This window comes from Aureimonas jatrophae, from assembly GCF_900104035.1.
GTDB lineage: Bacteria > Pseudomonadota > Alphaproteobacteria > Rhizobiales > Rhizobiaceae > Aureimonas > Aureimonas jatrophae.
Genome location: NZ_FNIT01000002.1, coordinates 97,874 through 121,557, shown reverse-complemented (window position 1 = coordinate 121,557; position 23,684 = coordinate 97,874). Strand labels below are relative to the sequence as shown.

The window sequence follows — 23,684 nt, the reverse complement described above, 5'->3', positions numbered from 1 at the left end:
CGGCCTCAGCGGCGCGGCAGCACCGCGCCGCTCGCGCCCTGCAGCGCGCCGGGAACGAGTTCCAGGCCGAGGATGCGCCGCTCGTCGACGGGACCGGGCATGCGCACGCTGCCGACCGGAAGAGGCCGGTAGCCGAGCGGCTCGTAGTAGGCCCGGTCACCCACCAGGAAGATCGCCCGCTCGCCCGCTTCCGCGGCTCGCCGGGCGGCGCGCGCCATGAGCTCGCGTCCGATGCCGCGTTTCTTGAACAAGGGGCGCACCGCGAGCGGTCCGAGCATCAGAACCGGCGTCTCGCCGATCCGCACCCGCGTTTGGCGGACCGAGCCCACCACGTCCCCGTGCAGGAACGCGACCAGCGACAGCGACGGGTCGTGCGGCTGCTGCTCGCGCACGCGTTCGGCCGCGCGCACGAAGCGGCCCGGCCCGAAGGCCTCGGCCGCGATACTCTCGATCGCGGCGGCGTGGATGGCGGACTCGGAGGCGTAAAGGACGTCGAGGTCCTGTTGGAGCGACAGCATGGGGGCCTTGCGGGATCGAAAAGGGTTCGCGGCGATGGCCCCGGACCCCGCGCTCGAGCGATGCGGTGGTCCCTTAGGGCCGGGTCGGGCAGATCTCGCGTCGTCGTCGCAGCATGGCCGCCCCGTTTCTCGTCACGATCCGGATGCCTTCGAGGCCCGGTCGGTCGGCGCTCTTACCATCGCGGGATGCGAGCGTCCACCGGCCAACCGCTGTTGACGATCCGTCGCGCGGCGGACGGGAACGACGGGTGCGCCTTTTGGGTATGAAGACCAAGACGGCGCGACAAGGAGACGACGCATGGGACTTCTGGTGAACGGCGAATGGCGCGACCAGTGGTACGACACCGAGAAGACCGGCGGCTCCTTCGAGCGCACCACGACGAGCTTTCGCCGCTGGGTGACCGCCGACGGCAGTCCCGGCCCGAACGGGCAGCCCGGCGTCCGCGCCGAGGCCGGGCGCTTCCACCTCTACGTCTCGCTCGCCTGCCCCTGGGCGCACCGAACGCTGATCGCGCGCCGACTGAAGGGACTGGAGGACGCGGTCACGCTCTCGGTCGTGGACTGGTTCATGGGCGAGGAGGGATGGACCTTCTCCGACCGGCCCGGCGCGATCCCCGACAGCGTGAACGGCGCCTCGAAGCTCTTCGAGATCTATCTCAAGGCGGACCCGCGCTATACCGGCCGCGTCACCGTGCCGGTGCTCTGGGACAAGCAGGAGAACACGATCGTCTCCAACGAGTCGGCCGAGATCCTGCGCATGTTCAACCGCTCCTTCGAGGGAATCGCGGACGCCCGCGCGCCGGACCTCTACCCCGATGACCTCGCCGGGGAGATCGACGCGGTGAACCAGCGCATCTACGACACCGTCAACAACGGGGTCTACAAGTGCGGCTTCGCCACGACGCAGGAGGCCTACGAGAAGCCCTTCTGGCCGCTGTTCGAGACGCTGGACTGGCTGGAGGAGCGCGTGTCGACGCGGCGCTGGCTGATGGGCGAGCGCATCACCGAGGCGGACTGGCGGCTGTTCACGACGCTGGTGCGCTTCGACGCCGTGTATCACGGACACTTCAAGTGCAACCTGCGCCGGATCGCGGACTACCCGAACCTGCAGGATTATCTGCGCGCGCTGTACCAGTGGCCCGGCATCGCCGAGACGGTCGACTTCCGGCACATCAAGGGGCACTACTACGAGAGCCACAAGACCATCAATCCGACCGGGATCGTGCCGCTCGGGCCCGAGCTGACCCTCGACGCGCCGCACGGCCGCGATCGGCTGCAGCGCGCGGCCTGACCCCGCTACCACTCCGGCGGATAGGGGCCGCCGGCGCCGATCTCGGCCAGGCGCCGGAGGGTCGCCGGCGTCGCGTCCGCCGGAAGGCGGTCCGGGGAAAAGAAGGCGCCTTCGGCGATCTCGCGGTCGGGCGCGCGCGGCGCGCTCTGTTGCACGCCCCCGGCCCGGTAGAGAAGCACGTGGTCGCGTGCCTCCAGCTGGTTCACGAAGACGCCCAGAAGCTCCGGCGCCTCGGGCAGCTCGAGGTTTCCCTCCTCGCGCGCCTCGCGCCGCACGGCGTCGCCGGCCGCCTCGCCCGGATCGACGGCGCCGCCCGGAAGATACCAGCCGCGCATGTAGGTGTGCCGCACCAGAAAGACCCGGCCCGCGGCATCGAAGGCCGCAAGCCGGACGCCCAGCGTCACCGGCCGCGTCGCCAGCGCGTAGGCGCGCCGGACGGGTCGCAGCGCCCTTTGAAGATGCCGGTTCATCCGGAGGCTCTTCCCGATCGCGGCCGGCCGGCTAGTTCACAGCGCATGTTCCGTCTCGCCCATCTTTCCGACATCCATCTCGGCCCCCTGCCCGAGCTGTCCTATCGCGAACTCGCCTCCAAGCGCATCACCGGCTACATCAACTGGCAGCGCAACCGGAAGCAGGCGATGTTCGGGAACACGCTCCTGAACCTCGTCGCCGACATGCGGACGCAGCGCCCCGACCATGTCGCGGTGACGGGCGACCTCGTGAACCTGGCCACGCGCAAGGAGATCGAGGGAGCGCGGCTCTGGCTGGAGAACCTCGGCGATCCAGCCTGGGTGTCGGTCGTGCCCGGCAACCACGACGCCTACGTGCCCGGCGCCCTCAAGCGCGCGCTCGCCGCCTGGCGTCCCTGGTCGGTCGGCGACGGCGGCGGCACGGCCGGTCACCCGCGCTTTCCGTATCTGCGCGTGCGCGGGCCCGTCGCGATCGTCGGCACCTCGTCCGCCGAGGCGACCGCCCCCTTCTTCGCAACCGGCACGTTCAAGCGCGGTCAGGCACTCGCCACCGCTCGCCTTCTGGAACAAGCGCGCGAGCGCGGCCTGTTTCGCGTCCTGATGATCCACCATCCCCCGATCGCGGGCGCCGCCGCCTGGTCGAAACGGCTGATCGGCAAGCAATACTTCTCGAAGGTCATCCACGATGTCGGGGCCGAGCTGGTCCTGCACGGCCACACGCATCTCGACACGCTCTACTGGCTCACGGGCCCGGGCGGCGACAAGGTGCCGGTGGTGGGCGTGCCCTCGGCCAGCCAGGCCGCAGGCGGCGACAAGCCGGCCTCGCGCTACAACCTTTTCGAGATCGAGGGCGAGCCGGGAAACTGGAGCCTGACGCAGCGCGAGCGCGGCCTCAGCCCCGACAGCGCCGGCATCGGATGGGTGCGCGAGCGCCAGCTCCTTTCGAACGGAACCGCGGTGGACGCCCGGCCCCGGTCGGACGCGCGCGAGGCCGGCCCAGCGGACGCGCCTCTCGCGGTCGAGCCGTAGCGACGCGTCGGCGCTTGCGGTGAGGGCCGCGAGCGTCCTAAGCGACGGGTCGCCCCATCGCCGAGACGCCCCGCCCATGTCCCGCCTGCCACCGCCCGCCCCGCTTCTGGCCGGGCTCCTTGCCGCCTTTGTCGGCTTCGTGTCGTCCTTCTCGGTCGTGTTGGCGGGCCTGACGGCGGCCGGCGCAAGCCCGGCCGAGGCGGCCTCGGGCCTGATGGCGCTGTCGGTCGGCGTCGGCCTCTCGTGTCTTCTCATGTCGCTCGGCACGCGCATGCCGATCGCTGCCGCCTGGTCGACCCCGGGCGGCGCGCTTCTGGCTGGCGCGGCCATGCCGGTCGGCGGCTTTCCGGCGGCGGTCGGCGCCTTTCTTCTCGCCGGTGCCCTGGTGGTCCTGACGGGCGCGATCCGGCCGCTCGGGAGGCTGATCGCCCGCATTCCCGGTCCCCTCGCAGCCGCGATGCTGGCCGGCGTCCTCCTGCCGATCTGCCTCGCACCGGTTCGTGCGGCGGCGCAGGAGCCTTTGGGCGTTCTCGCGATCGCCGGCACGTGGTTCGTGGTCGGGCGCTTCAACCGCCTTCTGGCGGTGCCGGCGGCCGCGGCCGTGACGCTGGCGCTTCTCGCCACGCACGCGGCGCCCGCCGCGACGATCCTGCCCGCCGCCCTCGCGCTGCCGGTCCTCGTCGTGCCGCAGTTCGACTGGAGCGCGCTTGTGGGGATCGGGCTGCCGCTCTTCGTGGTGACCATGGCCTCGCAGAACGTGCCGGGTCTCGCCGTCCTGAAGGTGTACGGCTACCAGCCGGCGCCCGGACCGCTCTTTGCCGCGACCGGCCTCGCGACGCTTCTGGTCGCCCCCTTCGGCGGCCATGCCGTGAACCTGGCCGCGCTCACGCAGGCGATCTGCGCGGGCGACGAGGCGGGCGCCGACCCCGCCATGCGCTGGTGGGCGGGCGTGTCATCGGGCATCGCCTATGTGGCCTTCGGCCTCGGGGCGGGACTGGTGGCAAGCTTTGCGGCGCGCGATCCTCTCCTCGTCCAGGCTCTGGCGGGGCTGGCGCTGATCGGGGCGCTGACGGCGGCGGCCGGGGCGATGATGGAGAAGGTGGAGCTGCGCGAGGCCGCCGTGCTCTGCTTCCTCGTGACGGGCTCGGGTACGGCCTTCAGTGGCATCAGCGCCCCGTTCTGGGGCCTTCTGGCGGGCGGGCTGGTGCTCGGTGCCCGGCAGATGAGACGGTCCTGACGACGCCGCTCAGACGATCGGCGTGCCGCGCAACGAGGCCAAGACCAGAAGCGCGCCGGCGCCCGCCACGATGCCGATCAGGAGCCAGGACAGGGCGATCACGAGGTCGGTCGAGCGCGGCCGGGGCATGAGGCGCAGCGGCTCGGCCAAGGCCGTCGGCGGCGGAACCAGGCGCGGCTCGGAGAGGCCGCGTCCGCTGCCGGCGTCGTTCACGGCCAGTGCCTTGTCGCGCTCCACGATGCGCTCGGCCACGTAGTCCGTGACCCGCTCCACGAGGACGTGCGGATCGGAGGACTCCGCGAGCGTGACGCGCCCGAGCCGCGTGTCGCGCACGAAACGATAGGTGCGACGGTCGCGGGCCATCAGGACCTGCGCCGTGCCGTCGATCCAGAAGCGCGGCTGGGTTCCGCCGGTCAGGTTGAACTCGAAGAGGTCGTCCTCGGGCGGCACCGCGTCGCTGATCGGCTGCAGCGCCTCGGCGAAGATTTCGAGCCGCGCACGGTCGGCCTCGCGGATGTCCACCACGATATCGGTGCGCTGGGCGCTGTTGATGCGTGCCGCACGCACGGCTTCCGCCAGACGCTTGGTGCCTGTGGTCAGCTGCAGCGCTTGTCTCGCCTCGGCCATGGGAGCCAACCCTCATCTCGCGCCGTCCGGGCACCAGCCGTCATGGCCGTGCCCCCGGGCGCCGGATCGATCCGGTGTAGCGGCGGGAGCTTATCCCAAACCGGTGGCGGGGCGGGAGCCCGCCCGGCCACCCGTTTGCCCGGAGCCTGTCCGGCGATTCTGAACCGCCGGTCAGACTTCGGGCTTCTGGTTTCGACGCACGATCCGACGCCGGGGCGACCCCGCTCCGGCTGGACATGCTCTAGGCGGGCAACAGGTTGTTGGCCGCCGCGACGATGGCCCGCAGGCTCGCCGTGGTGGCGTTCTGGTCGACGCCCGCCCCGAACACGCGCCCGCCCGGATGCTCGATCTCCATGTAGGCGATCGCACTGGCGTTGGAGCCGCGCTGGAGCGAATGCTCGGAATAGTCGGCCACGCTCAGCTCGACGCCCAGATGCCGGGCCAAGGCGTCGATGAAACCGTCGATCGCACCCGTGCCGCGCCCCTCGATCGCGATCTCGCGGCTTCCGTCGCGGATCGTTGCCGACACCGTGCGCCGCGCCGGCCCGGCCACGGGCCGGGTCTCGTGATCGACATAGGCCAGGCGCGCGCCGGGCTGCTCCACGTAGCGCTCCATGAAGCGGTCGTAGATGCGCTTGACGGGCAGCTCGCGCCCTTCCTCGTCGGTGATGCGCTGGATGTCCTCGCGAAACTCGATCTGCAGGTTGCGCGGCAGGTTCAGCCCGTAGTCGGCCTGGAGCACGTAGGCGATGCCGCCCTTGCCGCTCTGCGAGTTGATGCGGATGATCGCCTCGTAGGAACGGCCGACGTCCTTGGGGTCGATCGGCAGGTAGGGCACTTCCCAGGTCGGCTTGTTGGCGACCTTCGCCGCCTTCATGCCCTTGTTGATCGCGTCCTGGTGCGAGCCGGAGAACGCGGTGTAGACGAGCTCGCCGACATAGGGATGGCGCTCGGGAACGGCGAGCTGGTTGCAGTGCTCGTAGACGTCCTTGATCCGGTTGATGTCGGTGATGTCGAGGCCGGGATCGACGCCCTGCGTCAGCATGTTGAGGGCGAGCGTCACGAGATCGACGTTGCCGGTGCGCTCGCCGTTGCCGAACAGCGTGCCCTCGACTCGGTCGGCGCCCGCCATGAGGCCGAGCTCGGTCGCCGCCACCGCCGTGCCGCGGTCGTTGTGCGGGTGCAACGACAGGATGATGCAGTCGCGGTTGTCGAGGTTGCGGCTCATCCACTCGATCTGGTCGGCGTGAATGTTGGGCGTCGACATCTCGACGGTGGCCGGCAGGTTCAGGATCAGCCGGTTCTCCGGCGTCGGACGCACGACCTCGGCGACCGCGTTGCAGATCTCCAGCGCAAAGTCGAGCTCGGTCCCGGTGAAGCTTTCCGGCGAATACTCGAAGCGGAAGCCGCCGCCGGCCTTCGCCGCCATGTCGGTGATCATCTTGGCCGCGTCCACCGCAATCGCCTTGATGCCGGCGCGGTCCTTGCCGAACACGACGCGGCGCTGCAGCTCGGACGTCGAGTTGTAGAAGTGGACGATCGGGTGCTTCGCGCCCTCGAGGCTCTCGAAGGTGCGCGTGATCAGCTCGGGCCGGCACTGGACGAGGACCTGCAGCGAGGTGTCGGCGGTGACGCCCCCCTCCTCGACGCACCAGCGCACGAAGTCGAAGTCGGTCTGCGAGGCGGAAGGAAAGCCGATCTCGATCTCGCGGAAGCGCATGTGCTGCAGGAGGCGGAACATGCGTTCCTTGCGCTCCTGACCCATCGGATCGACAAGCGCCTGGTTGCCGTCGCGCAGGTCCACCGAGCACCAGATCGGCGCGGTCTCGATGCGACGCGAGGGCCACTGCCGGTCGGGCAGATCAACGGGAGGGTAGGGTTCGTAGCGATTCGCGGCGCGCGCCATGGGCGCGGCGGAACGGGTGTCGGCGGCATTCGACATGAGGAGGCTCTCTTCGGGGCGATCGGCGGCGCTCGGGGCCAAGCCTATCGCAGGGCGACAAGGTTCTGTGAAGCCGAAGAGACTGTGGGAGCGTAGCGACGCGTCCCGGCTCGACCGCCGGGCGCCCCTTCGATCAACAGGCCCGGCGGTCGCCAGTAAGCGCGAGAAGGGCAAGCGGCGCCCGCGCCCGAAGGGCGAGGTTCGGCGCGACGGGGCGCGCGAGCGGGCGTGACAACAGAGTCATGCGTCCTTGTCCCCGATCGGTGACGACTTGGCAAGCGGGAAAGCGCCGAGCATCCCGGACGTGGCCAGAAGCAAGGCCGACGATCGAACCACCAACCCGTGCGGGACGCAGCGACGTTTAGCCCGGATTGGAGACCGTCAGCCCCCGCACCCAGGGCCGGGTTGCCGCCACGCGCTCGGCCGGACCGCCGGGCCGCGTCTCGAAGATGCGCGACGGCTCGCGTGCGGACGGCTCGCGCGCGTAGGTCTCGGTGCCGGAGCCGTAGCTGCGTGTCTCGCTGACGCTGCTTGTTACGACCGGAACGTGGGTGCCGAAGGCCACGGAGTTGGCGGCTGCGTCGGCGCGCATCTCCGTGAAGTGGTCGGATCCGGGAACGAGCCCGTCGGCCAGGACGGGGCCTGCCGCAAACAGGGCGACGAGGCTCAAGGCGGGAACGGAAAACCGCATGGCGCATGCTCCTTGGGTTCGGCGAAGAAGCGTCGAGGCATCAACGCCAGAAGGACCCGGCGTCTTGCGACGACGGGCCCTGCCGGAATGGATCGTCCGATATCCGGACGATGGGTCTTAGCGCTGGAAGACCGAGGTCGCCTCGCGATCCGCATTGCCCTCGGTGTAGTAGTCCGAGCCGGGGACGATGCCCGGGTTCGTCGCGACGTTGGCGGTCGGGTAGCCGAAGGCGCGGGTCTGGTTGATGCCGACCGCGCGGTTCTGCGGGGTGCCGTCGATCACGCTGTTGGCGTTCGCGTCCGCCTGGGCCTCGACGAAGTAGTCCGAACCCGGAACGATGCTCGGACGCGACTCGACGCGGTTCACGCGGCCGGCGGCATCGCCGCGGATCACGGAGTTCACGTTCGCGGAAGCCGAGGCGTCACGATAGTAGTCGGAACCGGGGACGACGCCCGGAACGGTCTGAGCGGCGGTCTGGGCCGATGCGGCGCCGGTCAGGGCTGCGAAGGAAACAAGCGCGGCGGAAGCGAGGATCTTGAAGGTCATTGTTCTTCTCTTTTGAGCTTGGGGGCGCTGGAAGGAGACCGCGACGGGGCTGGGGAGGCAGCCGGTGGCGTCTCGCGCCGTTCGATGACCCTGAAATGGTGCGATCGATCATTTGGTTCGATACGCAATCAGCGAACAGTGCGTCGCAGCACTCACGCAAGCGTTTGGGAACCAACGAAGATTGCCACAATTGCGAACGAGCGACGACGCTTTTGCGAAGGTCGGCGGCGGCTGCGCTCGAGGCGGCCCCGGTGCCTAGAGCACCGGAACGCCCACCTGCTTCGCCTCGGCCTCCGGCTCGACATGGATCAGAACACGCGCCTCGGCGAAGGCCTCCTGCAGCGCATCCTCGATCCGGTCGCAGATGACGTGGGCATCGCCCACGCTCATCGCGCTCGGCACCACCATATGGAACTCGATGAAGACGGCACGCCCCGCCAGGCGCGAGCGCACGTCGTGCACTTCCAGAGCGCCCTCCGCCGTGCCGGAGATGATCTCGCGCACGCGCGCGTCGTCACCGGGCTCCAGCGCCTGATCCATGAGGCCCGACAGGGACTTGGCAACGACCTTCCAGCCCTCGCGCAGGATGTTGAGCGCGACCAGGGCGGCGAGTGCGGGGTCCAGGACCGACCACCCGGTCGCGCCGGCAACCGCCAGCCCCACCAGGACGCCCACCGAGGTGACGACGTCGGCCATGATGTGGCGGCCGTCGGCGTCGAGGGCGGGCGAGCGGTGTTCCCGTCCGAGGCGGAGCAGGTAGCTCGCCCAGCCGAGGTTGATCACCGTGGCGACGCCGTTGATGGCGATACCGAGCACGGGGGCTTCCAGGCCGCGCGGCGTCTGGAAGGCGCCCCAGGCCTCACGCAGGATCAAAAGCGCGGCGAGAACGATCAGGACGCCTTCCACCACGGCGGAGAAGTATTCCGCCTTGGTGTGGCCGAAGGGGTGATCGTCGTCGGCGGGCTTGTAGGAGAGGCTGACCGCCCAGAAGGCGACCAGACCCGCCACGACGTTGACGATGGATTCCAGCGCGTCCGAGAACAGAGCGACAGATCCCGTCACGGCATAGGCCGCGTACTTGATGCCGAGCACCAGGCAGGCGACGACCACCGTCAAAGCCGCCGTGCGACGCACCAGCCGACCGGGCTCCTCGCCCGCGATGAAGGTTGCCGCCGCCATGGCTCAGGCTTCCGAGCCGCTGGCGCGAGCGCGGCGGGGCAGATGCGCCACCACGTTCTCGATCATGCGCATGCCCGCGTCTCCTCCCAGACTCATGATGGACTCGGGATGGAACTGCACCGCCGCCACCGGCTCCGACGTATGCTCGAAGGCCATGACCACGCCGTCCTCGGTCTCGGCGGTCACCTCGAACTCTCGCGGAAGCCGCACCGGATCGGCGAAGATCGAGTGGTAGCGCCCGACGGTGACCTCGCTCGGAAGCCCGGAGAAGATGACGCCGGGGTTCGACACGCGAACGCGCGAGGGCTTGCCGTGCACCGGCACGTGGAGCGTGCGCAGCGTGCCGCCGTAGCTTTCGGCCAGCGCCTGAAGCCCGAGGCAGACGCCGAAGATCGGCGTGCCGCCCTCGCGGGCCATCGCGATCGTGTTGCGGCAGTCGAAGTCGTCGGGTTTGCCGGGACCGGGCGAGAGCACCACGAGGTCGGGCGCGACGCGATCGAAGATCTCGCGCGGCACGGGCGTGCGCACGGTGGTGACCTCCGCGCCGGTCTGGCGGAAGTAGTTGGCGAGCGTGTGGACGAACGAATCCTCGTGGTCGACGAGGAGGATGCGCACGCCCTCGCCGACCCGCGCGCTCGAGCGGTCACCGGGTCCCGTGTTGGGAATGCCGGCCTCGCGCACCGCCGCGATCATGGCGGAGGCCTTGAGTTCGGTCTCGGCCTCCTCCTCTTCCGGGTTGGAATCGTAGAGAAGCGTCGCGCCCGCCCGCACCTCGGCGATGCCCCCGTTCAGGCGGATCGTGCGCAGCGTCAGGCCCGTGTTCATGTCGCCGTTGAAGTGGAGCATGCCGACCGCGCCGCCGTACCAGGCGCGCGGGCTCCGCTCGTTCTCCTCGATGAAGCGCATGGCCCAGAGCTTGGGCGCGCCCGTCACCGTCACCGCCCAGGCGTGGCTGAGGAACGCGTCCAGCGCGTCCAGCCCCTCGCGCAGGCGGCCCTCGATATGATCGACCGTGTGGATCAGGCGCGAATACATCTCGATCTGGCGCCGGCCGATGACGCGCACCGAACCCGGCTCGCAGACGCGGCTCTTATCGTTGCGGTCGACGTCCGAGCACATGGTGAGCTCCGACTCGTCCTTCTTGGAGTTGAGGAGCTTCAGGATCTGCTCGCTGTCGGAGATCGCGTCCGTGCCGCGCCGGATCGTGCCCGAGATCGGGCAGGTCTCGACGCGGCGTCCCGACACGCGCACGAACATCTCCGGCGACGCGCCGATCAGGAACTCGTTGCTCCCGAGGTTGATGAAGAACGAGTAGGGCGAGGGATTGATGCCCTTCAAGCGGCGCGAGATCTCGGACGGCCGCTTGGCGGTCGGCTCGAAGAAGGTCTGGCCCGGCACGACCTCGAAGAGGTCGCCGCGCATAAACTTCTCCTTGGCGCGGCGAACGAGGCTCGCATACTCGCCGGGCTGATGGTCGCCGCGCGGGGGTACGGTCTCGGCCGCGCGAAACGGCACCTCCTCGCCACCGCCGGCGAGGCCCTGCGTGGACACCCCGCCCCGCTCGAACTCGTAGACCTCGACATAGGCCCGCGCCGCGTAGTGATCCACCATCAGGATCTCGTCGGGCAGGTAGAGAACGAGGTCGCGGGTCGTGTCGGCGCGCTTCAACCTTTCCTTCACGGGGTCGAACTGGAAGGCGAGGTCGTAGCCGAAGGCGCCGTAGAGGCCGAGATCGCCGTCCTCGCCCGACCGGAACAGGGCGATCACCGCACGCAGCACCGAGAAGACGCTCGGCATGCGCGAGCGCTCTTCTTCCGTGAAGGCTCCCGCCGGCTCCCGGATCACGAGATCGAGGCACGCCCCGTTTCGCGACGCTTGCGCGATATCGGCGTGGCCGCCCAGAGCCTCTTCCACGAAGCGCAGCAGCACGTCGCCGCGCGGGTTCAGCGCTTCGACCCGCACCTTGCGGCCAGAGGAGACGATCTGGAGCGGGGGATCGGCGATCGCCGTGTCCCAGCGCGTGTAGCGGCCGGGATACTCGTAGTTCGACGAGAAGACGCAGCCGCGCCGCGTGTCGAGGCGATCGACATAGGGTTCGATCGCGCCCTCGTAGGCGACGTCGCGGCGCGTGCGGGTCACGGTGACGCCGCCCTCGGTCACGTAGCGGTGCGGGGGGACGGAGGGGGTGTCGGAGGTCATGGACGCCTTCTTCTCAACAAGCCCCGGACCGTCCGCGCGGCCCTTTCCGGAACGAAAAAAGCCGCCTTAGGTGGGGCGGCCTCGGGTTCGTTCGAACGCGCGTGTTCGCGAGGGCCGCTCAGGAGCGGGTCCACCACCAACGGTTCTGCATCGTCGCGTTCGTCATGGGGCGAGAGGTAACGCAAGCCGATTTTCGCCGCAACGGGAAACCGGCCCGAGATGCAACATGCCAACGCCTCGCAGATGCGTCAGCGCCCGGCGCCGTTGGAGGATGCTACGCACCGGGAACAGGGATCGTATCGGGCAAGCCAAGGACAGTCCGCGAGGAGGATCGAGCGACCCGGACTGATGGTCCGGGTCGCTCTGGCCGGCCGCTTGCAGGACGGCACAAGTCTTTGTCCTTGCTCCGTACCCCCCTTAGCGCTTGGCCTCGGCGAGAAGCGCGTCGTCGATCGACGCCGCCCGCGCGAGCGCGGGGCGGTCCGCGATGCGCACCGCATAGCGCTCGAAGGCCGGACGGCGCTCGATCGAGCTGAAGCGAAGGCCGAAGAGGATCTGCGAGCCCAGCACCACGTCGGCCGCCGTGAAGCGGTCGCCGGCGGCGAAGGGCATCTCGGTCAGCATGGTCTCCAGCGCGTCCATCGTGCGTGCGAAGGTGCCGTAGCCGACCATGCGCGCCTTTTCGGGCGACACCTCGACGCCGAGCGCCCGGTTCGAGATCGCGGCTTCCAGCGGCCCGGCCGCGAAGAAGGCCGCGCGATAATAGCGCCCGCGCGCGCCGGGCGCCGGCGCAAGGCCCACTTCCGGAAAGCGGTCGGCCAGGTGCAGGCAGATCGCGGCGGTCTCGGTGACGACCTGGCCGTCGTCGACGAGCACCGGCACCTTGCCCATCGGGTTGAGGCGCAGATGCTCGGGCGCGCCCATCGCGCCCTCGTAGTCGAGAAGAACCGCGCGATAGGACGCGCCGACCTCCTCCAGCATCCAGCGGGCCGTGCGCCCGCGCGACATCGGGTTGGTGTAGAGAACGAGCTCGCTCATGGACGGGCATCCTTATGCGGTGAACGCCCCCTCCTCCCACGCCCGCGTGACGAGCGGAAGGCACGGCGTCTAGAACAGACCCTCGACCCGCCCCTCCTCGTCCAGCCGGATGCTCTCGGCCGCCGGCACGCGCGGCAGGCCCGGCATCGTGAGGACATCGCCGCAGATCGCCACCACGAAGCCCGCGCCCGCCGACAGGCGCACCTCGCGCACATGCACCGCATGCCCCTCCGGCGCGCCGAGAAGCGACGGGTCGGTGGAGAAGGAATACGGGGTCTTGGCCATGCAGACCGGCAGATCTGCGAAGCCGGCCTCCGCATAGCGATCGAGCGTGCGCAGGACGGGCGGATCGATGCTCACCGCCGCGCCCCGGTAGATGCGGCGCACCACGGCCTCGATCTTCTCGCGAAGCGGCAGCGCGTCGCCGTAGAGCGGGTGGAAGCGCGCCGTGCCGCCGTCGGCGAGCGCGGCGACCTTCTCGGCGAGTTCCACGATGCCGGCCGAGCCTTCCGCCCAATGCCGGCACAGGACCGCCTCGACGCCGGAAGCCGCCGCGGCCTCGCGCACGGCCCCGATCTCGGCCTGGGTGTCCGAGGTGAAGTGGTTGATCGCGACGATCACCGGCACGCCGAAGCCGAGGCAGTTCTCCACGTGGCGGCGCAGGTTCGCCGCGCCCCGGCGCACCGCGTCCACGTCCTCGCGGCCGAGCTCGGCGCGCGCGACCCCGCCGTTCATCTTGAGGGCGCGCACCGTGGCTACGACGACGGTCGCATCGGGCTTGAGGCCGGCCTGACGGCACTTGATGTCGAAGAACTTCTCGGCTCCGAGATCGGCGCCGAAGCCCGCTTCCGTCACGACATAGTCGGCGAGCCGCAGCGCGGCTCTCGTGGCGGCGACCGAGTTGCAGCCGTGCGCGATGTTGGCGAAGGGCCCCCCATGCACGAAGGCCGGCGTGTTCTCCAGCGTCTGCACGAGGTTCGGCATCATCGCGTCGCGCAGCAGCGCGGCCATGGCACCGTCGGCCTTGAGATCGCGCGCCGTGACGAAGGATCGATCGGCGCGCTCGGCGACCACGATGCGCCCGAGGCGCGCCTCCAGGTCTTCCAGGTCGCGGGCAAGGCACAGGATCGCCATGACCTCGGAGGCGACCGTGATGTCGAAGCCCGACTCGCGCGGCAGGCCGTTGGCGGGGCCGCCGAGCGACTGGACGATGTCGCGCAGCGCCCGGTCGTTCATGTCGACGACGCGCCGCCACAGGACGCGGCGCGGATCGATCCCCAGCGCGTTGCCCCAGTGGATGTGGTTGTCGACCATGGCGGCGAGGAGGTTGTGTGCCGCCGTGATGGCGTGGAAGTCGCCGGTGAAGTGGAGATTGATGTCCTCCATCGGCACGACCTGCGCGTAGCCGCCGCCGGCCGCCCCGCCCTTCTGGCCGAAGCAGGGGCCGAGCGAGGGCTCGCGCAGCGCGATCGCGACGCGCTTGCCGATGCGGGAGAGGCCGTCGCCGAGACCGACCGTCGTCGTGGTCTTGCCCTCGCCCGCCGGCGTCGGGTTGATCGCGGTGACGAGGATCAGCCGCCCCGCCGGCCGGTCCTCGATCGACCGGAGAAAGGCGCCGTCGATCTTGGCCTTGTCGCGGCCGTAGGGGATCACGGCCTCTTCGGGGATGGCGAGGCGGCTCGCCACCTGCGTGATCGGCGCCTTGCGGGCCTGGCGGGCGATGGCGATGTCGGACAGGGGTGCGGACAAGGGCGGCGTTCCGTGCGGGGAATCGGTCTGGTCGGCCGGCACCATAGGGGCACCGGCCGCACAGGCAAGCCGCCAGACGACGTCAGTTCCGGGCAGGCCCTGCGATCAGCGCCGCGTTGCCGCCGGCCGCCGCCGTGTTGGTGGAGACGACCTGTTCGCGCACGAAGCGCGCGAGATAGTTCGGCCCGCCCGCCTTCGGTCCCGTTCCCGACAGGCCCGAGCCGCCGAAGGGCTGGGAGCCGACGATCGCGCCGATCATGTTGCGGTTGACGTAGACGTTGCCGACGGCGAGCCGCTCGGCCACGAAGCGCTGCGTCGCCTCGATGCGCGAGTGGACGCCGAGCGTCAGGCCGTAGCCGGTTCGCTCGATGGCCTGCGCGACCTGTTCCAGCTCGCCGGCGCGCCAGCGCACGACGTGGAGGATCGGCCCGAACACCTCGCCCGGCAGCTTCTCAGGTCCCGAGAGCTCGACGATCGCGGGCGAAACGAAGTGTCCGCCCTGCGGCAGCGAGGCGGGAAGCTCGGCCTCGTAGAGAATCTTTCCGCCGCCGGCGCGCATGGCGTCCATATGGTCGCGCAGCATGCGCTCCTGCGCCCCGTCGATCACCGGGCCGACGTCGGTCGCGATGTCGGCGGGGTCGCCGATCGCAAGCTCGCGCACCGCGCCCCGGATCATCTCGAGCATGCGGTCGGCGACGTCCTCCTGCACGAACAGAAGGCGCAGCGCCGAGCAGCGCTGGCCGGCCGAGCGGAAGGCCGAGCGCACCACGTCGTCGGCGACCTGCTCGGGCAACGCGGTCGCGTCCACGATCATGGCGTTGACGCCGCCGGTCTCGGCGATCAGCGGCGCGATCGCGGTGTTGCGGGCGGCGAGCGCCCGGTTGATCGCAAACGCCGTCTCGGTGGAGCCGGTGAAGGCGACGAGCGCGGTGGCGGGGTGCGAGACGAGGCTCGCTCCGACATCCCCCTCGCCGGGCGCCAGCCACAGCGATTCCTCCGCAAAGCCCGCCTCGTGGAGGATGCGCAGGGCGAAGGCGGCAATCAGCGGCGTCTGCTCGGCGGGCTTGGCGACCACCACGTTGCCGCCGGCGAGCGCGGCCGCGACCTGGCCGAGGAAGATCGCGAGCGGAAAGTTCCAGGGGCTGATGCAGAGCGCCACGCCGCGCGAGCGGTAGAGGAGACGGTTCTCCTCGCCGGTCGGGCCGGGCAGCGCGACCGGCGCCCCTAGAACGCGCTCGGCCTCGTCGGCGTAGAAGCGCAGGAAGTCCACGGCCTCGCGCACCTCGGCGATCGCATCGTCCAGCGTCTTGCCGGCCTCGCGCAGGAGAAGCTGCAGCGCCTCGCCCTCGTGCGCCTCCAGCGCGTCGGCGGCCCGCCGCAGCTTGCCGGCGCGCTCGCGCGCCGGCACGGTCTCGCTCGCGCGAACCGCCTTCGCGGCGCGGTCCATGAGGGCGCGGGCGCCACCGGAAGTCAGCTCGCGCACCGTGCCGACCACGGCGCCATCGCTCGGCGAGCGGACCTCGCTCGCGGGCTTGGTCTCCAGTCCCACGGCGGGCGCCGCCTGCCAGCTGCCGCTCGGCGCGCGGTCGCGCGAGCGCAGGAGCGCGGCCAGAGCGCGGCGGTCGCCGAACTCCACGCCGTGCGAGTTGCGCCGCGCGCCGAAAAGCTTCTCGGGCGCGACGACGCTGGCGGGCGCCAGTCCGCCCGCGCTCCGCAGCTCGACGGCGGGCGGCGTCAGGAGTTCGTCCACCGGGACGCGCGCGTCGCCGACCTTGGCGACGAAGGACGAGTTGGCGCCGTTCTCGAGGAGGCGCCGCACGAGATAGGCGAGAAGGTCGCGGTAGCCGCCGACCGGCGCGTAGATGCGGCAGCCGACCTCACCCTTCGTGTCGCGCGCCACCGCCTCGTAGAGTGACTCGCCCATGCCGTGGAGGCGCTGGAACTCGAAGCCCGAGCGGTCGGCGCCCGCCATCTCGAGGATGGTCGCGACGGTGAGCGCGTTGTGGGTGGCGAACTGCGGGAAGATGCGGGCGCGACGCGCCAGCATCTCGTGGGCGACCGCGAGGTAGTTGAGATCGGTCGCGGGCTTCGAGACGTGGACCGGGAAGCCGGCGAGGCCCTTCTCCTGCGCGAGCTTGATCTCGGTGTCCCAGTAGGCGCCCTTCACGAGGCGCACCATCATGCGGATGCCGCACTCTTGCGCCAGCGCATCGACATGCTCGATCACGGCCAGCGTGCGCTTGCCGTAGGCCTGGACGGCGAGGCCGAAGCCGGTCCAGCCGCGGAAGTCGAGAGCGCGCACGGTCGCATCGATGACGTCGAGCGACAGCTCCAGCCGCTCGGCCTCTTCCGCGTCCACGGTGAAGTTGAGATCAAAGCTCTGCGCTTGCCGCGCGAGGTCGGCCAGCACCGGCACGAGCTCGCGCAGCACGGCCTCGCGGTGGGTCGGGTGATAGCGCGGATGAAGCGCGGACAGCTTCACCGAGATGCCGGGGCGCTCGGGTAGCGCCTTGTTGCCGGCCTGCCGGCCGATCGTCTCGATCGCATCGGCATAGGAGCGGCGGTAACGCTCGGCGTCGTCGCGGGTGCGCGCGCCCTCGCCCAGCATGTCGTAGGAGTAGCGATAGCCGCGGCGCTCGGCGGCGCGGGCGCGCTCCAGCGCGTCCTCGATCGTCTCGCCCAGCACGAACTGGCGGCCGAGGAAGCGCATAGCCTGGCGGGTCGCGGTGCGCACGGCCGGCGCGCCGACGCGCTTGACCAGCGACTGGAGGACGCCGGTCGGCGTTTCGCCGGGGCGGATGATGCGCGAGGACAGGCCGAGCGCCCAGGCCGAGGCCGTCATCAGCATGCCGTCGCCCACCGGCTCGCGGTCGGCCCAGTCGCCGGCGCCGATCTTGTCCTCGATCAGGCGGTCCTGCGTGGCCGAATCGGGCACGCGCAGGAGCGCCTCGGCCAGAACCATCAGCGCCAGGCCCTCGCGCGTCGACAGGCCGAACTCGCGCATGAAGTCCTCGACCGCGCCCACGCCCCCGGACGAGGAGCGGATCGCCTCGACATAGGACCGTGCCCGGGCGGCCACCTTCTCCTCGGGCGGCGTGAAGCGCTCGGCGCGCTCCAGCAGCGCCTTCACGACCTCGGCGTCGGCGGGCGCATAAGGGGCGGAGAAGGGGGCAAGGCTCATGGGGCTGGCTCCGGACGACCTGGAATGGGGCGCCCGGAGAATAGCGCGAAACCATGCTTTCGTTCCCTTCGAACTTCGCGCAAGAAACACCGGAAGACGTCAGGCGAGAGGGTTTCAGCGATGGAAGACGAGGCAATCGACGCGAAGGACCGCCAGATCCTGCGCTGCCTGCAGGACGATGCGCGGCTGTCCATGGTGGATCTGGCGACGCGCGTCCACCTGTCGGCGACGGCGGTGGCGGCGCGCGTGCGGCGCCTGACCGAGGAGGGCTTCATCCTCGGCCATCATGCGCGGCTCGACCCGGCCCGCCTCGGGCGGGGCCTGATCGTCTTCGTCGAGGTCAAGCTCGACCGCACCAGCGAGGACGTGTTCCATGCCTTCGGCGAGGCGGCCAAACGCCTCGACGACATCACCGAATGCCACATGGTGGCGGGCGGCTTCGACTACCTCCTGAAGGCGCGCGTCGCTGACATGACGGCCTATCGCGTCTTCCTCGCGACCGCCCTGTCGGAACTGCCGGGCATCCGCGAGACCCACACCTACGCGGTGATGGAGGAGGTCAAGAACACGAGCGCCCTCCCCCTTTGAACGTCAGGCCGCGGCCGGCGGCGTGGCGGCGAGGCGCCTGCGGATGCTGTCCACGTCGGAGCGGGGCGTCGCGGCGAAGAGCTTGCGCGTGTAGTCGTGGCGCGGATGGGCGAAGACCTCGTCGCGCGAGCCCGCCTCCACCACCTCGCCGTAGTACATCACCATCACCTCGTCGGCGATGTAGCGCACGACCGAGAGGTCGTGGCTGATGAAGACGTAGGTGAGCTGCAGCTCGTCCTGCAGGTCGGCCAGGAGGTTCAGGATCTGCGCCTGGACCGAGAGGTCGAGCGCCGAGACCGGCTCGTCGAGCACGAGGAGCGAGGGGTTCAGCATGAGCGCCCGCGCGATCGCGACGCGCTGGCGCTGGCCGCCCGAGAACATGTGGGGATAGCGGTTGTAGTGCTCGGGTCCCAGGCCGACCTTGACCAGCATTGCCATCGCCCGGTCGCGGCGCTCGGCCGACGGCACGTCGGTGTTCAGAAGCAGCGGCTCGGTCAGGACCTCGCCGATCTTCTGGCGCGGGTTGAGCGAGCCGTAGGGGTTCTGGAACACGATCTGCACCTTGCGGCGCATCGCGCTGGTCACGGACTGCGAGGCATCCATGCGCTCGCCGTCGATGTAGAGTTCGCCGGCCGTCGGCGCGTCGATCAGGGTCAGGATGCGCGCGAGCGTGGACTTGCCGCAGCCCGACTCGCCGACGATCGCCAGCGTCTGGCCGCGCTCAACCTTGAAGGAGACGCCCTTCACCGCCTGAACGGTCTTCGGCTTGCCGAACAGGCCGCCGCCGACATGGTAGTCGCGGCGGATGCCGCGGGCCTCGAGAACCGGTGTCAGGGCGTTCATAGGGCGGCTCCCGCCGAGGCCGCCTCGCGGGCCAGGACCTCGCCGACGGTCGGCAGGCGGTCGCCGGTCGCGTTCTCGGGCAGGGCCGAGAGCAGCGCGCGCGTATAGGGGTTCTTGGGGTGCTCGAAGAGGTCGAGGACGTTCGCCTCCTCCATCTTGCGACCCTTGTACTGGACGACCACGCGATGCGCCGTCTCGGCGACGACGCCCATGTCGTGGGTGATCATGATGAGACCCATGCCGTGGCTCTGCTGGAGGCCGACCAGAAGATCGAGGATCTGCTTCTGAATGGTCACGTCGAGCGCCGTGGTCGGCTCGTCGGCGATGAGGAGCTGCGGGTTGCAGGCGATGCCCATGGCGATCATGACGCGCTGGCACTGGCCGCCCGACATCTGATGCGGGTAGCTCGACAGGCGCGCGGCGGGATCAGGGATGCCGACCTGCGTCAGGAGTTCCACCGCGCGGTCGCGCCGCTCCCGGCGCCCGAGGCCGAGATGAACGCGCAGGGTCTCGGTCAGCTGGTAGCCGACCGTGAAGCATGGGTTGAGGCTCGCCATGGGCTCCTGGAAGATCATGGCGATGTCCTTGCCCACAATCCGCCGGCGCTCCTTGGCCGAGATCGCGCGAAGGTCGCGGCCCTCGAAGTCGATGAGGTCGGCGGTGACGGTCGCGGTGGCCGGAAGCAGGCCCATCACGGCCAGCATGCCAACCGACTTGCCCGAGCCCGACTCGCCCACGATCGCGAGCACCTCGCCCCGGTCGACATGGAGGTCCAGCCCGTCCACGGCCTTGAAGGGACCGCTTGCGGTATCAAAGGCAACCGTCAGGTTGCGGATGGTGAGAAGCGCCATCGGCTCAGCTCCTGCGAAGCTTCGGGTCGAGCGCGTCGCGCAGGCCGTCGCCGACGAGGTTGATGGCGAGCACCGTCACGAGGATGGCGAGACCCGGAAAGGTGACGACCCACCAGGCGCGCAGGACGAACTCGCGCGCCTCGGCCAGCATCGTGCCCCATTCGGGCGTCGGCGGCTGGGCGCCGAGGCCGAGGAAGCCGAGCGCCGCCGCATCCAGGATCGCGTTGGAGAAGGATAGCGTCGCCTGGACGATCAGGGGGCCGAGGCAGTTCGGCAGGATCGTCTTGAACATCAGGCGGATCGGCCCCGCCCCCACCACGCGCGCGGCGGTGACGTATTCGCGCTCCTTCTCGGCCATCACCGAGGCGCGCGTCAGGCGCACGAAGTGCGGCTGGAGCACGAGCGCGATGGCGATCATCGCGTTGACGAGGCCGGGCCCCAGGATCGCCACCAGCACCAGCGCCAGAAGCAGCGAGGGAAACGCGAGGATCACGTCCATCACGCGCATGATGACCGTGTCGACCCAGCCCCGGAAGTAGCCGGCGACGAGGCCGATCACGATGCCGGTCGAGACGGCCAGGATCACGACGAACGTGCCGATGAAGAGCGAGTACTGCGCACCGAACAGGAGGCGCGAGAGGATGTCGCGGCCGACCGCATCGGTGCCGAGCGGGTAGCTCCAGGAGCCGCCCGTCTGGAAGACGGGCGGCAGGAGGAGCGCCGAGCGGTTCTGCGCGACCGGATCGTGCGGCGCGATGAGCGGCGCGAGGATCGCGGTCGCGACGACCAGCGCGAACACCACGAGGCCCGCGACCGCGCCCTTGTTGGCGGAGAAGTAGAACCAAAACTCGCGCAGCATCTGGCGGCGGATGCCGCGCTCGGGGGGGCGCTGCGGAATGAGGGAGCCGACGCCCTCGGCCGCCTCCTGGGCTTGGATATGGGACATGGGAAGAACCTTTCCGGCGCTAGCGGGCGCGAACGCGCGGGTTGATCAGGCCGTAGAGGAGGTCGACCACGAGGTTCACCACCATCACGACGATGGCGATCAGGAGCAGTCCGCCCTGGACGACGGGGTAGTCGCGGCGGAACACGGAATCCACCATCCACTTGCCGATGCCCGGCCAGGAGAAAATCGTCTCGGTGAGGATCGCGCCCGCCATCATGACGCCGATCTGGAGGCCGATCGTGGTGACCACCGGGATCAGCGCGTTGCGCAGGGCGTGAACGCCGATCACGCGATTGAGCGGCAGGCCCTTGGCACGGGCCGTGCGCACGTAGTCCTCGCCGAGCACCTCCAGCATGGCCGAGCGCGTCTGGCGCGCGATCACGGCGAGCGGGATCGTGGCGAGCACGACGCTCGGCAGGATGAGGTGCGAGAAGGCCGAGGCGAAGGCGCCCCGCTGACCCGAGATGAGGCTGTCGATCAGCATGAAGCCGGTGACGGGCTGGAAGAAATAGATCAGCGAGATCCGGCCCGAGACGGGCGTCCAGCCGAGAATGCCGGAGAAGAGGATGATCAGAAGGAGGCCCCACCAGAAGATCGGCATGGAGTAGCCGACGAGCGCCGCGCCCATCACGCCCTGGTCGACCCAGGAGCCGCGCTTGACGGCGGCCAGAACGCCCACCGGCACGCCGATCAGCACCGCGATCAGGATCGCGACGAGCGAGAGTTCGACGGTGGCGGGAAAGAGCGTCAGGAACTCGGTCAAGACCGGGCGCCGCGTCACGATCGAGGTGCCGAAGTCGCCTTGGAACAGGCCGGTCAGGTAGTGCCAGAACTGGATCGGCAACGGCCGGTCGTAGCCGAGCATCGCGGTCAGCTGGGCGTGGCGCTCGGGCGTGACGCCGCGCTCGCCCGCCATCAGCGTCACCGGATCGCCCGGCAGGAGGCGGATGAAGGAGAAGGCGACGATCGCCACCCCGACGAAGGTCGGCACGAGGATGCCGAGGCGGGAAACGAGAAAGCGCAGCATGGGCTGGGGTTCGGTCCGGTCAGGGGTCGGCGACGGCGGATCGGACGCGTCGCGGAACCTTCAGAAAAACAGGAAGGGACGGCACGAGGCCGCCCCTTCCCTTGAGGTCAGGTCGTGAAGACTACTCGGTGATGTCGACGCCGTCGAACGTGTAGTCGCCGAGCGGCGACTGAACGAAGCCGGTGACGTTCTTGCGCATGGGAACGTAGACCACCGAATGGGCGACGGTCGCCCAAGGAGCCTGCTCCTTGAAGATGACCTGCGCCTGCTCGTAGAGCTTGGCGCGCTCCTCCTGCGTGGACTTGGTCTTGGCTTCCAGGATCAGCTTGTTGAAGTCCTGGTTGCACCACTGCGCGCGGTTGGCGCCGCCCACCGCATCGCAGCCGAGCAGCACGGCCAGGAAGTTGTCCGGGTCGCCGTTGTCGCCGGTCCAGCCGAGCAGCACCGCGCCGTCGCGCTTCACGTCCTTGGAGCGCTCGAGATACTCGCCCCACTCGTAGGTGACGATCTCGGCCTTGACGCCGACCTTGGCGAAGTCGGCCTGGATCAGCTCGGCCATGCGCGCGGCGTTCGGGTTGTAGGGACGCGAGACGGGCATGGCCCAGATCTTCATCGACAGGTCTTTGACACCGGCGGCCTCGAGCGCCTTCTTGGCGGCCTCGGGGTCGTAGGCATCGTCCTTGAGCTGCGCGTTGTAGCTCCACATGGTCGGCGGGATCGGCGCGACCGCCTTCTGTCCGGCGCCCTGATAGACGGCCTGGATGATCGCGTCCTTGTCGATCGCCATGTTGAGGGCCTTACGGACCTCGGGCTTGTCGAAGGGGGCCTGCTGCGTGTTGTAGGCGAGGAAGCCGATGTTGAGGCCTTCCTGCTCGGACACGGTCAGGTCGGCGTTCTGCTGCAGCGAGGGCACGTCGGCCGGGTTCGGGTAGGCCATCAGGTGGCACTCGCCGGCCAGGAGGCGCTGCTGGCGCACCGAGGCGTCCTTGGTGATCGCAAACACGAGGTCGTCGATCGGCTGCTTGCCGCCCCAGTAGTCGGCGAAGGCCTGGTAGCGGATCACGGCGTCGGGCTGGTAGGCCACGAACTGGAACGGACCGGTGCCGATCGGGGACTGGTTGAAGGCCGCCTGGTTGCCGCTCTCGGTCAGCTTGTCGGCGTATTCCTTCGAGACGATCGAGGCGAAGGGCATGGCGACGTTCGCGATGAACGGCGCGTAGGGCTCGTTCAGCGTGAAGCGAACCGTCATGTCGTCGACCTTCTCGACGGACTTCACGATGTCGGGCATCGACATCGAGGCGTAGTACTCCCACGAGGCACCGGCGACATACTGGTGCCAGGGGTTCTGCGCGTTGCCCTGACGATCGAACGAGAACACGACGTCGTCGGCGTTCATGTCACGCGTCGGGGTGAAGTCGGCGTTGGAGTGGAACTTCACGCCCTTGCGCAGGTAGAAGGTGTACTGCAGGCCGTCCTGCGAGATCTCCCAGCGCTCGGCCAGGCCCGGCTCGGTCTCGGTCGTGCCCTTCTTGAACTCGGCCAGGCGGTTGTAGACCGGGTGGGCCGAGGCGTCGAAGGTCGTGCCGGCGGTGTAGAGGCCGGGGTCGAACCCTTCCGGCGAGCCTTCCGAGCAGAACACGAACGTCTTGGCGCTCGCGGCGCCGCTCAGCGCCAGCACCATAGCGGTGGCTGCCAGAAGCTTCTTCGTCAGACCCATGAATGCGCTCTCCCA

20 protein-coding genes are annotated in these 23,684 nt (G+C 69.7%); 4 read left to right on the top strand and 16 right to left on the bottom strand.

The annotated features are described in order from the left end of the window. Positions 1–5: 5 nt before the first annotated feature. Entirely contained in the window at positions 6–518 is a 513-nt protein-coding gene (locus BLQ76_RS05060) for a GNAT family N-acetyltransferase (RefSeq protein ID WP_090669961.1), read from the bottom strand. A 298-nt stretch (positions 519–816) separates the two neighbouring features. Here BLQ76_RS05060 and BLQ76_RS05055 point away from each other — a divergent pair, with 298 nt between their 5' ends. Then, positions 817–1,809 (top strand): glutathione S-transferase family protein, encoded by a 993-nt coding sequence (locus BLQ76_RS05055; RefSeq protein ID WP_090669958.1) that lies wholly within the window; start codon positions 817–819, stop codon positions 1,807–1,809. Positions 1,810–1,814: 5 nt separating this feature from the next. Here BLQ76_RS05055 and BLQ76_RS05050 read toward each other — a convergent pair whose 3' ends face one another. Beyond that, positions 1,815–2,279 carry an NUDIX domain-containing protein gene (locus BLQ76_RS05050; protein ID WP_090669956.1) on the bottom strand — a complete coding sequence of 155 codons (465 nt, stop codon included), beginning with the start codon at positions 2,277–2,279 and terminating at the stop codon, positions 1,815–1,817. 45 nt (positions 2,280–2,324) lie between these two features. Here BLQ76_RS05050 and BLQ76_RS05045 point away from each other — a divergent pair, with 45 nt between their 5' ends. Next, a complete protein-coding gene (locus tag BLQ76_RS05045) occupies positions 2,325–3,308 on the top strand; it encodes a metallophosphoesterase family protein (protein ID WP_090669953.1) in 984 nt (327 codons plus the stop codon). 76 nt (positions 3,309–3,384) lie between these two features. Further along, positions 3,385–4,545: a benzoate/H(+) symporter BenE family transporter gene (locus BLQ76_RS05040; protein ID WP_090669950.1), complete on the top strand. Its 1,161-nt coding sequence runs from the start codon at positions 3,385–3,387 to the stop codon at positions 4,543–4,545. Between the two features lie 9 nt (positions 4,546–4,554). Here BLQ76_RS05040 and BLQ76_RS05035 read toward each other — a convergent pair whose 3' ends face one another. The 9 genes from BLQ76_RS05035 to putA all read right to left on the bottom strand — a co-directional run bounded on the left by BLQ76_RS05035 (position 4,555) and on the right by putA (position 17,697). Then, on the bottom strand, positions 4,555–5,172 hold the full coding sequence (locus BLQ76_RS05035; protein ID WP_090669947.1) for a hypothetical protein: 618 nt from the start codon (positions 5,170–5,172) through the stop codon (positions 4,555–4,557). 241 nt (positions 5,173–5,413) lie between these two features. Then, on the bottom strand, positions 5,414–7,114 hold the full coding sequence (gene leuA, locus BLQ76_RS05030; protein ID WP_244519483.1) for a 2-isopropylmalate synthase: 1,701 nt from the start codon (positions 7,112–7,114) through the stop codon (positions 5,414–5,416). Between the two features lie 361 nt (positions 7,115–7,475). Next, positions 7,476–7,805: a hypothetical protein gene (locus tag BLQ76_RS05025; protein ID WP_090669943.1), complete on the bottom strand. Its 330-nt coding sequence runs from the start codon at positions 7,803–7,805 to the stop codon at positions 7,476–7,478. Between the two features lie 117 nt (positions 7,806–7,922). Beyond that, positions 7,923–8,351, bottom strand: a complete 429-nt coding sequence (locus BLQ76_RS05020) for a hypothetical protein (protein WP_090669940.1) — start codon at positions 8,349–8,351, stop codon at positions 7,923–7,925. A 255-nt stretch (positions 8,352–8,606) separates the two neighbouring features. Continuing rightward, a complete protein-coding gene (locus BLQ76_RS05015) occupies positions 8,607–9,530 on the bottom strand; it encodes a cation diffusion facilitator family transporter (protein ID WP_090669937.1) in 924 nt (307 codons plus the stop codon). Between the two features lie 3 nt (positions 9,531–9,533). Beyond that, the gene (locus BLQ76_RS05010; protein WP_090669934.1) at positions 9,534–11,729 is read right to left on the bottom strand and encodes an anthranilate synthase; all 2,196 of its coding nucleotides are present in this window, start codon (positions 11,727–11,729) and stop codon (positions 9,534–9,536) included. A 417-nt stretch (positions 11,730–12,146) separates the two neighbouring features. Next, positions 12,147–12,767, bottom strand: a complete 621-nt coding sequence (locus BLQ76_RS05005; protein WP_090669931.1) for a glutathione S-transferase family protein — start codon at positions 12,765–12,767, stop codon at positions 12,147–12,149. A 69-nt stretch (positions 12,768–12,836) separates the two neighbouring features. Then, positions 12,837–14,561, bottom strand: coding sequence for a formate--tetrahydrofolate ligase (locus tag BLQ76_RS05000; protein WP_090669928.1), 1,725 nt, complete (start codon positions 14,559–14,561; stop codon positions 12,837–12,839). A 37-nt stretch (positions 14,562–14,598) separates the two neighbouring features. Beyond that, positions 14,599–17,697 carry a bifunctional proline dehydrogenase/L-glutamate gamma-semialdehyde dehydrogenase PutA gene (gene putA, locus BLQ76_RS04995; protein WP_090669925.1) on the bottom strand — a complete coding sequence of 1,033 codons (3,099 nt, stop codon included), beginning with the start codon at positions 17,695–17,697 and terminating at the stop codon, positions 14,599–14,601. A gap of 120 nt (positions 17,698–17,817) precedes the next feature. On the opposite strand from putA, the gene BLQ76_RS04990 reads away from it, so the two are divergent. Further along, positions 17,818–18,285, top strand: coding sequence for an Lrp/AsnC ligand binding domain-containing protein (locus tag BLQ76_RS04990; protein WP_090669922.1), 468 nt, complete (start codon positions 17,818–17,820; stop codon positions 18,283–18,285). A gap of 3 nt (positions 18,286–18,288) precedes the next feature. Here the strand turns inward: BLQ76_RS04990 and BLQ76_RS04985 are convergent, their stop codons facing one another. The 5 genes from BLQ76_RS04985 to BLQ76_RS04965 all read right to left on the bottom strand — a co-directional run bounded on the left by BLQ76_RS04985 (position 18,289) and on the right by BLQ76_RS04965 (position 23,669). Continuing rightward, a complete protein-coding gene (locus BLQ76_RS04985) occupies positions 18,289–19,128 on the bottom strand; it encodes a dipeptide ABC transporter ATP-binding protein (RefSeq protein WP_090669919.1) in 840 nt (279 codons plus the stop codon). Continuing rightward, positions 19,125–19,979: an ABC transporter ATP-binding protein gene (locus BLQ76_RS04980; protein WP_090669916.1), complete on the bottom strand. Its 855-nt coding sequence runs from the start codon at positions 19,977–19,979 to the stop codon at positions 19,125–19,127. Before BLQ76_RS04980 ends, BLQ76_RS04985 begins: the two co-directional genes overlap by 4 nt. 4 nt (positions 19,980–19,983) lie before the next feature. Then, positions 19,984–20,925 carry an ABC transporter permease subunit gene (locus BLQ76_RS04975; protein WP_090669912.1) on the bottom strand — a complete coding sequence of 314 codons (942 nt, stop codon included), beginning with the start codon at positions 20,923–20,925 and terminating at the stop codon, positions 19,984–19,986. A 19-nt stretch (positions 20,926–20,944) separates the two neighbouring features. After that, positions 20,945–21,952 (bottom strand): ABC transporter permease subunit, encoded by a 1,008-nt coding sequence (locus tag BLQ76_RS04970; RefSeq protein ID WP_090669909.1) that lies wholly within the window; start codon positions 21,950–21,952, stop codon positions 20,945–20,947. 121 nt (positions 21,953–22,073) lie between these two features. Beyond that, positions 22,074–23,669 (bottom strand): ABC transporter substrate-binding protein, encoded by a 1,596-nt coding sequence (locus BLQ76_RS04965; RefSeq protein WP_090669906.1) that lies wholly within the window; start codon positions 23,667–23,669, stop codon positions 22,074–22,076. Between the last annotated feature and the right edge of the window lie 15 nt (positions 23,670–23,684).